The 13,049-nt window shown below is 53.6% G+C and carries 12 protein-coding genes; 10 read left to right on the forward strand and 2 right to left on the reverse strand.

What is annotated here, in order from left to right; translation table 11 throughout:
- Positions 1-9: 9 nt before the first annotated feature.
- The gene (locus tag ALO43_RS19830) at positions 10-1,137 is read left to right on the forward strand and encodes a sensor histidine kinase (protein WP_005887565.1); all 1,128 of its coding nucleotides are present in this window, start codon (positions 10-12) and stop codon (positions 1,135-1,137) included.
- 86 nt (positions 1,138-1,223) lie between these two features.
- Here the strand turns inward: ALO43_RS19830 and ALO43_RS19835 are convergent, their stop codons facing one another.
- A complete protein-coding gene (locus tag ALO43_RS19835; RefSeq protein WP_054997940.1) occupies positions 1,224-2,039 on the reverse strand; it encodes an isocitrate lyase/PEP mutase family protein in 816 nt (271 codons plus the stop codon).
- 143 nt (positions 2,040-2,182) lie between these two features.
- On the opposite strand from ALO43_RS19835, the gene ALO43_RS19840 reads away from it, so the two are divergent.
- From ALO43_RS19840 to ALO43_RS19875, 8 genes are all read left to right on the forward strand, one after another.
- Positions 2,183-3,292 (forward strand): alpha/beta hydrolase, encoded by a 1,110-nt coding sequence (locus tag ALO43_RS19840; RefSeq protein ID WP_083492205.1) that lies wholly within the window; start codon positions 2,183-2,185, stop codon positions 3,290-3,292.
- A 14-nt stretch (positions 3,293-3,306) separates the two neighbouring features.
- Entirely contained in the window at positions 3,307-4,236 is a 930-nt protein-coding gene (locus ALO43_RS19845) for a ThiF family adenylyltransferase (protein ID WP_005887573.1), read from the forward strand.
- A complete protein-coding gene (locus ALO43_RS19850; protein WP_235662581.1) occupies positions 4,145-5,527 on the forward strand; it encodes an MFS transporter in 1,383 nt (460 codons plus the stop codon). Before ALO43_RS19845 ends, ALO43_RS19850 begins: the two co-directional genes overlap by 92 nt.
- On the forward strand, positions 5,478-6,137 hold the full coding sequence (locus tag ALO43_RS19855) for an N-acyl amino acid synthase FeeM domain-containing protein (RefSeq protein ID WP_053480569.1): 660 nt from the start codon (positions 5,478-5,480) through the stop codon (positions 6,135-6,137). The genes ALO43_RS19850 and ALO43_RS19855 overlap by 50 nt, the downstream gene beginning before the upstream one ends.
- 29 nt (positions 6,138-6,166) lie before the next feature.
- A complete protein-coding gene (ectB, locus tag ALO43_RS19860) occupies positions 6,167-7,447 on the forward strand; it encodes a diaminobutyrate--2-oxoglutarate transaminase (RefSeq protein ID WP_053480568.1) in 1,281 nt (426 codons plus the stop codon).
- On the forward strand, positions 7,447-8,157 hold the full coding sequence (locus ALO43_RS19865; protein ID WP_024670666.1) for a TenA family transcriptional regulator: 711 nt from the start codon (positions 7,447-7,449) through the stop codon (positions 8,155-8,157). Before ectB ends, ALO43_RS19865 begins: the two co-directional genes overlap by 1 nt.
- A gap of 7 nt (positions 8,158-8,164) precedes the next feature.
- Positions 8,165-8,611, forward strand: a complete 447-nt coding sequence (locus tag ALO43_RS19870) for a cupin domain-containing protein (RefSeq protein WP_024670665.1) — start codon at positions 8,165-8,167, stop codon at positions 8,609-8,611.
- A gap of 277 nt (positions 8,612-8,888) precedes the next feature.
- The gene (locus ALO43_RS19875; RefSeq protein ID WP_024670664.1) at positions 8,889-9,812 is read left to right on the forward strand and encodes a LysR family transcriptional regulator; all 924 of its coding nucleotides are present in this window, start codon (positions 8,889-8,891) and stop codon (positions 9,810-9,812) included.
- A 121-nt stretch (positions 9,813-9,933) separates the two neighbouring features.
- Here the strand turns inward: ALO43_RS19875 and ALO43_RS19880 are convergent, their stop codons facing one another.
- The gene (locus tag ALO43_RS19880) at positions 9,934-10,476 is read right to left on the reverse strand and encodes a GNAT family N-acetyltransferase (protein WP_054997942.1); all 543 of its coding nucleotides are present in this window, start codon (positions 10,474-10,476) and stop codon (positions 9,934-9,936) included.
- A gap of 206 nt (positions 10,477-10,682) precedes the next feature.
- Here ALO43_RS19880 and ALO43_RS19885 point away from each other — a divergent pair, with 206 nt between their 5' ends.
- Positions 10,683-12,233 carry a sensor domain-containing diguanylate cyclase gene (locus tag ALO43_RS19885; RefSeq protein ID WP_054997943.1) on the forward strand — a complete coding sequence of 517 codons (1,551 nt, stop codon included), beginning with the start codon at positions 10,683-10,685 and terminating at the stop codon, positions 12,231-12,233.
- Positions 12,234-13,049 lie beyond the last annotated feature (816 nt).

Raw genomic sequence — 13,049 nt, forward strand, 5'->3', positions numbered from 1 at the left:
TGATTTGCTATGCGGTTATCGGGCTTCATTCTTGAAAACATCGAACCTATTGTGCGCGAGTGGACCGATTTCGCACGCACATTGGGAACACCTGGTGAGCCATTGGACTCCAGAGAGCTCAAGGACCATGCCGAGCAGATGCTCCGGGCCATCGCTACAGACCTGCGAACTGATCAGTCGTCTCAGGAACAGGTCGAAAAATCACAAGGTCAGGTGCTGTCGGATGACCAGACTGCGGCAAAGACTCACGCCATCACCCGATTGATGTCAGGGTTTACCATCGATCAGGTGGTTTCCGAGTTTCGTGCGCTGCGAGCGAGCGTTATCAAGCAATGGATGACCCATCAGACCGCCGACCCGCAGTTGCAGATGGAGGACATGATCCGGTTCAACGAAGCAATCGATCAGGCTCTGGCTGAATCCATATCCAGTTACACGAGCGCGGTTCAGGTTTCACGCAATATTTTTCTCGGTATTCTCGGTCACGATTTGCGCACCCCTTTAAGCGCGATATTGCTCGGCGCTGACGTGTTATTGCGTACCAGCGATCTGGGCGCGCGACCTACCAAGGTCGCCTCGAGGATCTACTCGAGCGTCAAGCGGGCGAGCCAGATCGTCGGCGATCTGCTGGACTTCACCCGTTCACAGATCGGCCCCGGCATTCCGTTGAAAAAGACCAATATAGATATCCAGCCTATCTGCGCGCGGATTGTCGACGAGTCCAGTACGGTCAATCCCGAAGCGGATATTCGCCTGATCTCAAATGACCCTGTCATTGGCAATTTTGATGGTGATCGGCTGGAACAGGTCTTTTCGAACCTGATTGGCAACGCGATACAGCATGGCAGCAGCCGTGATCCTGTTGAAGTGACACTGAATGCCGCTGACGGGATCCTCCAGTTCACCGTACACAACTCGGGCAGTCCGATTCCCGAAGACGTGCTTCCGTTCATTTTCAACCCGATGGACCGCTACTCGCCCGAGAAAATGACCGATAACGGGCCCTACTCGAGCCTGGGGCTTGGTTTGTTCATTGTCGCCAGGATCGTCGATGCACATGGTGGGCGTATCGAGGTGACATCGAAAGCTGACAAAGGAACCACATTTGCGGTGTTCATCCCCCTGAATGCAGAGTGAGCCTTCGCTGTCATATGCTCCATATCCGCACCCCCATCAAAAACGGATGCCAGGTTGAGTGCGGTCGCCAGACCTGTCTTTGCTGGCTACCGCATGACATCGTCAAGCTGACTCAAGCTCAGCCCCGATTTTAGAAAATCCAGCCCATCCGGGTTTTCAAGCTGCAACAGAACAGTCGAAATCTGCCGGTAGGCGGCACGAAACAGCGAGCTGCCCAAGCTGATTCGGCGAATGCCGATTGTTCTGAGCCTGTCGATTGTCATGCCGGAAACCGGGATGACACTGAGCGGCTTGGTGAGTGAGCGGCGAATTACTTCAAGATCCTCGATTGACCTCACGCCGGGCGCGAACAGGCAATCGGCTCCAGCTTCTTCAAACGCGACCAGCCGCGCTACGACCTCATTCAGCGAATACTCGTTTGCCCCGAGCAGATAGTCTGTCCTGGCCGTGACGATAAAGTCGGCATCAAGCGCATGGACTGCCCCACTGGCAGCACGCACCCGATCGCATGCTTCTGCGATAGGGAAGTACAGCGGAGTGTTCGGGTCACTGTAGTCGGATATATCTTCAATGGACGCGCCTGCGCAGCCTATGCTCAAGGCCCGCCTGAAGTGCTCCTCGACCTGCTCCAGCGTTTTTGCCAGCCCATTCTCCAGGTCTGCGGTCACAGGTATGTCCACCGCCCGCACGATACGATCAATTGCCGCAAATCGATCCTCGTTATCCATCGAGGGTGATGAGTCGCGGTAACCCTTTGCATAGGCAATTCCGGCGCTGGTGGTGCCGATACTGGCGTAGCCCATCTGCTGTATAAGCCGCGCGCTTCCCTCGCACCATGCGTTGGGCATGACGAATAACTCATTGCGCTCATGCAATGCTCTGAATGCCTGACATGTGTTCATGGTGGCTCCCTGAAAGCACTATGTTAGTTCTCTTTACGAGGAGGAGGATTAAAAAAACGTGAAGGGTATTAAAAAAGATTGAACAGACAATAAAGGTCGCTTGTGGAATGCTTTTATTCAACTTATCGCATGGACGTCAACTGATGAAAAGGACCGCTTCCGCTGCCTTGTTTTTTGCTTCCTGTACCACCGTACTGTTAGTGTCCGCCTCCCCAATGGCTACCGACAAGGCGGTGGCTGTAAAGGAAGTGGAAGTTCATACTGTCATGCTAAAGAAAGACGCGTTGAAAGTGGCACTCTGGCGTGAATCGCCAAAAGGGGTTAACGCGCGCACTCTGAAAGAATCAAACGTTGTCCTGTTTATTCATGGCGCCACTATCTCGGGCAAACTCTCGGCCGGGTATGCCATAGAGGGTTATTCGTGGGCGCAGGATGTTGCCTATTCAGGGCGCGATGCCTGGGTCGTTGACCTGCCGGGTTATGGTCGTTCTGATGATTATCCGGAAATGCGCAAGGCCACTCCGGATGCCAGCGCTGAATCAGTGGGCAATGCCAAGAGTCTGGTGCCTGTCATTGATGCGGCCGTCGACTATGTATTGAACGTCACCGGCGCTAAAAAACTGACCCTTATCGCCACGTCCAGGGGCGCCATACCGGTAGGGTATTACCTGAGTGCGCACGGCGATAAGGTAGACAAAGTCGTGTTTAACTCTCCCATTGTCCGGCGTGACCACACAGACTCCAGTATTGTGCAGGGCGTGTTCGGCAGTGCCGAAAGACCCGACAAGAGCTTTTATGAAATCCCGGTGGCCACACGGTTGTCCATGATAGAAGACGATCGCCCACCTGGCACCGAGACGCAACTCGAACACGGGTTTGTAAACAACTGGCCCCGTGACGCTGCGTTGGAGAGGGCCCATCAAAACAATATGATCAAAGTGCCCGGAGGCTTTGCTCAGGATATCTATGACGCCTGGCAGGGTGTGTATTGGGACCCCGCGAACATCAAGGTGCCCGTTTTAATAACGCGTGGAGATTACGACCACGTGCTGACCACCGCAGCAGACATTGAATGGCTGTACGCACACTTGAGCAACGCCCCCAGTAAACGCTACGTGCTGATTGATAAAGGCACCCACGCCATGCTGTTTGAAAAGAAGCGCTTCGAACTATACCGCGAAGTTCAGGTTTTTCTGGACGGTTCATCCCCCCGATTGTCACTGACCTGCAGTTTTTGTGGCGGCCGCAACTAATCAAGGATCAGACCATGTTGAAGAAAGCACGCATTGTTAAATTCCCCGGCGTTTTTATCGAGCAGGTGTACAACGAACGGGTCTCACGCAGCGGTTGTTTTCTGGGTAATACGAAACTGCAACAACTTGCCAGTCAGCGCAAACTCTCCGGTGCGGTGGTCGGCGTCGCTGGTGCGGGAGGTATTGGCGGGGCCGTGGCCCTGGGGTTGGCACGCTTAGGTGTAAGACACATCAAAATTGCCGACCCCGACTCGTTTGATATCAGCAACATCAACCGGCAAATGGGCGCTTCACTGGAAACCATTGGCCGCAATAAAGCGTTGGTGGTTGCCGAGTTGGTTCACCGGTTGGCAGGTGACGTGAGTGTCGACGTGTTCCCTGAGGGCATACAGAAGCACACGGCTGAAGCGTTCGTGGAGGGCTGTGATCTGGTACTGGATCAAATGGACTTCTACAGCATTGCCGAGCGCTATGCGCTGCATCGGGCATATCGCAACTCCGCCAAGTGCAAAGGCCTGTTGGCATCCTCGGTGGTCGGTTGGGGCGCCAACGTCTACAAGTTCGACAAGGCCGGCCTGACGCTGGAAGATTTTTATAATATTCCGGAAGACGCCGATATGACGCCTGAACTGGTCGAAAAACTGGTGATGCTTCAGGCGTCTTATCAGCCCCGGTTCCCGAGCATTCCCGACATTTTCAACTGGATGAAAGAAACAGGAAACGTCCCCATTCTTTCCGTGGCACCGACAGCCTCGCATTACCTGATTCTCTGTCGCTCAGCGCTGATGCTATGCGACCTTGAAGGCGCACCGTACAGCACTGAACTTCCCCCGATGCCCAAGTATTACTGGTTTGACGGCTCTACATTCGATAACGGCATTTATGAGTTCAACGGCACGTGGGCAAATCCCAAAGAGAATCGCAAACATTTCAATGTCGATTGACCGCCATGGCCCCGACCGGGGCCAGGCCTTTGAGGTGTGCGCCGTGAACGAAGTGCTCGATACTCAGGAACGGCACAATGTCTCCAGATTCTTCCTGGCCTCCAGTCTCTGGTTCATCTGCGTGGGAATACACAGCGTATTCTTGCCTTGGGTGCTGATCAGCGTTGTCCATGCATCTGCCTTTCAATTTGGCGTTGCCCAGATGTGCCTGATGTTGCCGGTGCTGATTCTTGTGATCTACGGAGGTTATGTTGCTGATCGCAAGCCGTTACGCAAGTTGCTGGTCTGCGTGTACCTCGCCAGCGCCCTGACCGCACTTGTGTTCGCCGTGTGGAGTTACCAGTCTGCAATCACTTACACCAAGGTCCTGATCTATGCGTTGTCATTCGGGGTGCTGTCGGCGTTCTGCGCCCCTGCCAGAGAGCTGTACCTTAACGTACTGGGCAAGAAGCAACTGCAGAAGATCGTCACGATCAATATAGGGATTGAGTTCGGGATTCAGACTGTAGGGTTTGCCATCGGTGGTATTGCGCAGCAGGTGGGCATCAGCCTGATGTTCTTGTCGTTGTCGCTGCTGTTCGTGATGTCGTCTCTGGCCGCTTCTCGTATTTCAGTGACCACGCCGAGCAAGCGTCATTCGGGCCTGATCGCCGAGACACTTACCGCACTGCGATTTTCCATTCGGCACCCGGTCATCTTTCCGGTGTTGTTGTTGAATGGCCTGATCGGTGTTTTCTTCCTGGGCTCGTTTTTCGTCATGATGCCCCTCCATGTTTCCGGGTTACCGGGGTACAGCGCCTCTTTGTTGGCATTGTTCAATACCGTGTTCATGGGCGGGTTGATTGCCTCTGTCGTTACCCTGGTCGTTAAAGGGGGAGTCCATCACACCCTGCGCGCGCTGATCAGCTCCTGCCTGCTCGCCTCAGTTCTGCTGGCCGTCATCCCGTCAGTACTGACAGAGTGGGTTTTATTTTTACTGGTTTTTGGTTGGGGGTTTCTGGGGGGGATTGCACTTAGCATGGGCCAGACCCTGATTCAGGAAAACGCACCGGCCTCTAATAAGGCTCAAGTATTAGCGCTACTGATGTTGTTCTTCATGGGGGGCTGCCCCATAGGGTCGTTCCTGCTGGGCGCACTGCTTGAGTTTGTCGAAGCGCCGGTCGTGGGCCTCATCAGTGCAGTTGCAATGATTGTTTCAATAACGGCAGTAACCTATCTATACGCGCTATGGAATGCACACCATGAACGGACCGACACTGCCCTTTTACGACGCCACATCGACAGACTTTAAAGGCCGGGTACAACTGGCACAGTCTGATCTCGAACTCGCCAGTGTCAAGGCTGTCTGGCAAGAAGTTTACAGTGAGGAGTTAGGTTGGCTGGACCGTGATGCCACGGACCCTCGCAATGATCGCTACCACACCAGTTCGGTTTACTTGCTGGCTACTGACGACGGGGGCGAGCCAGTGGGTGTGATGCGCATGATCATCGATGGGGACCAGGGGTTGCCCATCGACAAGTTTGCCGATATTTCTGCAGTGCGAGAAAGGGCTCAGGGTGCGTTGATCGAATGCGCGCGGCTCATGGTACCGGCCAGGTACCGTGACCGGATATTCGCCGCTTACCCCTACGGCATTTTTGCCGCCTTGGTAAAAGCGGCATTGCAGTATTGCCTGAGAGAGAAAAACTACAACGTCCTCGCCAATTGTTTTCTCGACACACCCCACACACCGATCAATGCATTGGCGCACATGGGGTTCAATGACTTGAACATTCGCTTTAAGGACGAATTGCACGAGTCGTCAGAATGCACGGTCTTGCATCTGGACATCAGGGACATGCTGTCAATCTTTTACGGGCCGGAAAAAAGCCTGGGTCATTACATCATGACGCGCGCGTAACTTAATTTCCCCAGGCAAGGATTACAGGCATGAACTCATTACTGTCTATCTATACGCGTGAGTCGGAAGTGCGTTCTTATTGTCGCGACTGTGACGTGGTGTTCGCAACGGCCGAAGGTGCAGTGATCAGGGATATCGAAGGGCGCGAGTTTATCGACTTTTTCGCCGGCGCCGGATCATTGAACTATGGCCATAACAACCCTCGTTTGAAAACAGCGTTGCTGGACTACATTCAGCAGGACGGCATCACGACAACCCTCGACTTTCACAGTGCTGCAAAGTCCCGGTTTATCGAGCAGTTCGACCGGATCATCCTCGCGCCGCGAGGTATGGACTACAAACTGCAGTTCACGGGCCCTACCGGAACCAATGCTGTCGAGGCTGCCTTGAAGCTGGCTCGAAAAATAACCGGGCGCGCCTCCATTGCAGCATTTACCCATGCATTTCACGGCGTCACGCTGGGCTCCCTGGCAGTTACCGCCAACGCTGACAAAAGAGCCGTGGCTGGCGTGGAGCTTTCAAACGTCATCCGGCTCCCGTACGACGGTTTTCTGGGGCCTGACATCGACAGTGCGGCGATCATTGAAACGCTATTCACGACAGCCGGAGCAGGTGTCGAGCCGCCCGCTGCCGTTATTCTCGAAGTTGTGCAGGGCGAGGGCGGTTTGAATTGCGCGCGGCCGCAATGGCTGCAGCGCGTCCAGCGATTGTGCAAGGCATCAGGTGCACTGCTGATCATTGACGACATCCAGGCAGGGTGTGGTCGTACCGGGACATTTTTCAGCTTTGAATCCGCCGATATCTCCCCGGATATCATCTGCCTGTCAAAGTCCATCAGCGGTTATGGTTTGCCGATGTCACTGGTACTGATAAAGCCGGAACATGACAAGTGGGCACCGGGTGAACACAACGGCACCTTTCGCGGGAACAACACCGCTTTTATAACAGCGGCCGCGGCCCTGAGCTATTGGCAAGATAATGCGTTTGAACGTTCGATAGCTGAGCGGTCCGATATTCTTCGCACTGCACTGGAAAAGTTGATTGCTCAAACACCCTCTGAAGCCGTCAGCATTGTAGGGCGGGGTTTGTTCATGGGGTTGAAGTTTGGCGATTCACGGCGCGCAAGCAAGATGTCTGCCGAGTGCTTGTTGCAAGGTCTGCTTGTAGAGACCTGTGGTCCGTCAAACGAAGTCCTCAAACTGATGCCGCCGCTGACCATTGATCTGCCGACGCTAGAACGTGGGTTGGACAGGCTGAAGCGCGCGTACCTGTCTACCCTGCACAATCAAACATCGCGAGGGATTGCCTGATGAATTCAGTTGTTGAACATACCCGTGTATTGACTGCCCGCCCGTTGGGCAATGACTTCATATTGCAGGAACTCGCACAATTAAAAGATGAAATGATCCAACAGATTTCCGGTCATCCCTTTCTGGTTCAGTGCCGTGCGGCGACCATGCCGATAGCGCGGCTGAAAGACTTTCTGGTCCAGCAGGGAAAATACAGCCGTCATTTCACCCGGTATATCTGCCAACTGATGAGCCATCTGGAAAGGGATGAAGATATCCTGGCGGTGTTCGAAAATCTTTTCGAGGAACTGGGGTTTGGTGAAGTCGCCGAACCGACACATTCGGCTCTCTATCGAGACATGCTGCGCTCCTTCGACCTGACACTTGAAGCACACGCCACCCTCCCTTCGACCCAGCACCTCATCGACACCATGATGAGCTTTTGCAAGCAACCCGATGGTGTATATGGTCTCTCGGCACTTTGTCTGGGGGCTGAGGCGATTGTTCCTCATTTGTACAGCGACATTCTCAACGGCTTCATCGGTCAGGGCGTCGCGGTAGATAAACTGAGGTTCTTCTCATTACACATTGACTGTGACGACGGTCACGCTGACACCCTGTTGGCGATTCTTTCGCGTCTTGTGGTTGAAAAACCATCTCGTTTTGAAGTAGTCCGGCACGCGGCCTTCATGATGATCAAGGCGCGACTTGAATTTCTGGATAACCTTTGAGGTGAGCATGAACAACCACTCATTTTCTTCGCGTGATTTTGTGCATGTTCCCGCCAGCCTTGCCGCAGGAGAGGTTACCGGTACACTCCTGCACGAAAGGGTCAGAAAGCCCACGCTCGACGCATTCAGCGATGCAAGAAAACACGAAGTTCATGTCGTCGACTTACCGTGCCGATCAATCAGCATGACGTTCGGAGCGCTGCGGCCCTTGCAAGGTTCGGGGCTGCACCGGCATAACTATGAGAGCGTCATCTACATCATTTCAGGTGCGGGTTTTTCTATGGTAGGGGAGACCCTCGTTTCATGGACTGCAGGGGATGCTATTTATATTCCCGTTTGGCGTTGGCACAAGCACGTCAATACGTCAGAGGACGCAGAGGCCACGTATATCGCATGTGAAAATACGCCTCTGCTCCAGGCGCTCGGCGTGGCATTGAGGGAAGAAGCTTCCTGAACGAATGCAGCCACCGGACGAGGACCTGAATGGATCAGACTTTCCGTCCGGCAATAACCTATGCAAGTGTCATCTGAAGCAGCAAAAATCGATTCAGCGTCCGTTTTATCCATATATTTCCCCTGCGTGTACGGAATACTTTGCGCACACTCGCAGAATGGCCTAACTATAGAGGGGCATATGGAAAGCCGGGGTGCAGTTGGAAAATCCCGGAGCAGGAAATCATTCGGTTGCCAATGTCATCACCCATTAGGCACCGGGTCATCAGGGAAAACGGATGCCTCGAATTTTTGATGTAGATACAAACCTTTGGCGCACGTTCAAATCGGTGAGCGAAACTCGGAGTATCACTCGGTCTGCTGACATTCTGTGCAAAACTCCGCCTGCCATCAGCATGCAAATAAAAAAGCTGGAAACGCTCATGGAGGTAAAACTGTTCGTCAGGGGCGACGACGGTTTTCGGCTGACAACGATAGGCGAAGAAGTATTGGCCGCGGCCGAAAAAATTCTTGCCATGCATGACAACCTGTTTCGCTTGAAGAACAAGAATCCTGATAGCGAATTGCGTCTGGGTATGCCGGATGATTACGCACTGTTTTTTCTGCACGGCATTGTCCAGACCCTGACTCGATCAGACCCCGATCTGAAAATAAAACTGGTCTGCAAGACGTCGTCATTATTGCTGGATGACGTCGAACACGGGCGACTGGACCTTGCTGTTGTCGCGGTGCCTGACTCCCGGGTCATGGAGCACTCCGAGCACATAAGGCATGAGGAACTCCACTGGATCGGCGATGCCAGGCTGGTTATGCCAGGGCAGCCCATACCTCTGGTGCACTTTCCGGAAGGTTGTATCTGCAGGGAAGTCTCGATGAACGCCTTGCAGCACGCCCGCATGGCGTCTGAGATACGATTCACGTCCGAGTCCAACTTTGCTGTTTTCAATGCTATCGGCGCCGGTGTGGGCATAGGCGTGGGCGAGTTGTCACTTATTCCGGGCGATACACCTATTATCAAGAGTTCGCTGCTTCCGCCGTTACCCGCAATAAAAATGTGTGTGCTCTTCAGTAACGATCGTATTGCCAGATCGGTCCTTTCCAGAATAAGCCAACGCATCGTTCTCAGCATTAACGATGTCTGCGATAAAAACGTTTCTGGGCATACGCACTTAAAAAATGCCTTTGCTATCGGTGCTTGTTGATGCATCACTACCGGCGCCTGGGCGCCGAATGCACACGTGATCAACGCTAGCGCAGTCCTGACAGGTTAACTGCTCCCTGTTGACCGCGTCTGTGCGTGGAGGTCGTTGTGTGGCCCCACGCTCACGGCAGGCGATCAAGCCTGACTTGATCGGGTAAAGCCAAACCGTACCTCACCTCTGCCAGAGTCACACCCCCCCTCTCGAGAGTACGCTCACTCCCTGTTTCTTCAACACATCCCGCCCTGCGATAAAAGCGGATAGCCCGCTCGTTACGGGCCAATACCCAAAGGGTCAACCGCTGATACTCTTGCTCCATCAACCACTGCAGGCCTGCCTTCCACAACGCCAGCCCGACGCCGGTTTGCCAATGCCTGGCTAAAACGTAGATGGCCATAACCTCACCAGCAGTGTCCGTTGTGGCATCTTCGTCACGGCTTGCGCCGACTGATATCCAGCCGACTACCTGCTCATGCAACTCCGCAACCAGCACACAAGGCTCGTCCGATTCAATAGAGCGAGCCCAAAATGATTCACGCTGCGCCAGAGTTGTTTCCAGCGAACTCAAGTATTCAGCAGGCATGAGGTCACGATAAGCGTCTTGCCAACTGCCGATATGTACCCGCGCAATGGCATTTGCATCGGAGGGTAACGCTCTGCGAATCATCAATGTACTCCTTCTTGTAATGCTGAATGCGGCCACCACTCGCCATGTTATAGCGCACATGCTTGATCCGTCCGGCAAGCGCAAAGCAGTCTGGCGTGGAAAGATGACAACTATCGGATTTGGCCAGCAGGACATTTGCGCTAGCCAATCCAACTGAGGTATGGAAACTGCATGGGGCGTCCGGCCGCCAATTTGATGACGACCTCATGAAGCCTCATTATCTTAACTCAAAGCGACTTTCCCCCTCGACGCTCACCAGAGCTTTGGTTGGCTTCATTGGTCTGGTCTGCCTATCGTTGATCCTGGCCACTGCCTGGCAAATGAACCAGTCCAAACTCGAGCGTGTGGCCAATGCCAAAGTTGCGGTCTCCAATATCGTTCTTGCCGCTGAACAACAGGCTCAGGACACTTTCCGCCAAGCGGATAACGTGTTGCGCGATCTCGTCGAGCGGGTGGAACACGATGGTGTGGGAAGTCAGCAGCAGAGTCGACTGACAACGCTCATGGCCAAGGACGTGGGGCATGTAGAAGGGATTCAAGGGCTCTTCATCTACGACGCCCTGGGCAACCGGGTTGCCAATTCCTTTTCCCGAAGTGCTCAGGTGAGGGACAACAGCGACCGCGACTACTTTGTGTATCACCGCGATAACGCTGACGAGTCCATCCACATAGGTTCAGTCGTTAAAAGCCGCAGCACAGGAGATATGCTTATCCCTATCAGCCGCCGTATCAATGCTGCTGACGGGACGTTTGCTGGAATAGCTTTAGCGACAGTACCCGTTGCCTATTTTGAAGCGTTCTTCAAACGTATGGGCGTAGACGATAAGGGCGTTATTTTCCTTGCGCTGAATAACGGCGACTTGCTGGCTCGTAGGCCTGTAGTGACCGCACTGATGACGACCAATGTGGCCAAGGGAGACATCTTCACTCGCTATCTGCCATACCACGATAGCGGAACCGCGGTAATCAAGTCTGTGGTGGATGGCGTGGATAGAATCTATGCCTATCGCCGGGTCACCGGGCTGCCTATCGTCGCTGCTGCGGGTGTCTCCTGCCAGCATATTTTCGCGCCCTGGTGGGCCTATGCATACAGGTCCATGGCTTTGAGCGGCATGATCATTTTTACGCTGGCTTTACTGGGTGTTCTGTTGTATCGGCAAATCCAGCAGTTGATCAGTGCGGAAGGCGAATTGAACAACACCAGGCATGAGCTGGAGATCATCGCTCAGACCGACAGTTTGACGAATCTGGCCAATCGACGTTGCTTCGACGCTAGCTTGCAAAAGGAGTGGGGAAGAGCCTCACGGAATAACTCAGTACTCGCCATCATTTTGTTGGATATTGACTGGTTCAAGCAATACAACGACCGCTACGGCCATTTGAAAGGTGACGACTGCCTGATGCAAGTGGCGGAGATCCTCGGCAGCTGCATCAACCGATCCGGCGATTTAGCAGCACGGTACGGCGGTGAAGAATTTGTGATCCTTTTAGCCGAAACAGATCTGGCGGGCGCTCTTAGCGTGGCGGAAAAAGTCAGGTTAGCCATCGAGAATGCTTTTATAGAGCATTCAGCCAGCCCGGTAGGCAATTTAACAATCAGTTCTGGTGTGGTGGCGATCAGCGCACCCGAGAAGGAAGATCACAAAGCTGCTCTTGAGGAAGCAGACCGACTTCTCTACAGCGCCAAAACCAAAGGCCGCAACCGCGTCGAGGGTCGATCAATCGCCCATGCCACAAAGCAGCAGCTCATATGTTAGCCGGTGCTGGTGGATTCGTAAGCGGTGCACGCGTCACTACTGCGTGCGTCGCAATGGGTATTTCTACTGGTTATAATTTCTCATGGATGTATCGGAGCTACCGAATGATGTCCCTTCGCACCTATTCATAGCATTTCGAATAATAGGGCCTCTTTTGGAGGCCACACTGAAAGTCGTTCGGTACAGCCACCGGTCTTTGTTGCCTTTCCGACGCTTGGGCGATAGAGGTTGTGGTGGCAAGTAAAGGGACGTTGTCGGGCGCTGAGGCGAAGCGGTTTTGTGCTTCCTCCGCAGGGGCCGTGTAATTGAAGCTGGAATTTGCTGAACTGGTTGGAATGCTATTCGTTGGGAATCCTCTTTCCCAAAGGATTTAGGGTGCAGGAGCATTCCTGCAGGTAATAGTCCCCTTGTTTCGTTGCGACCATGGCTCGGCAGAGTGAAGACCATTGCTTGGTGGTCACTCTGTCATGTCTGTCATGTCTGTCATGTCTGTCATGTCTGTCAGCTGAGCCGGTGACGGAACATCTGCTTTTTCTAACCGGTCTCTCAATACACAGGATTTTAAAAATGACTGTGCATCAAGATGGAACTTTTTCTTGCCCAGTTACCACTCAGTTGCCCTGCAGGCCAGTATGCGGTGGTGGGTATCAACAGAACGGGTTCACATGGCGCTTAATCTAGTGGGCACACCGAGTCTGAACCAGCGCGCGCAACTCCAGTAGCGCGAGCCCCTAGTCGGGTTGGCTGTTTTTTACATGAATCCTTGCCAACCCTCAAGATAGGCTGATGGAAACATCTGGGGTTCCGGCTTACAAC

The sequence above is a fragment of the Pseudomonas tremae genome (assembly GCF_001401155.1).
Taxonomy (GTDB): Bacteria; Pseudomonadota; Gammaproteobacteria; order Pseudomonadales; family Pseudomonadaceae; genus Aquipseudomonas; species Aquipseudomonas tremae.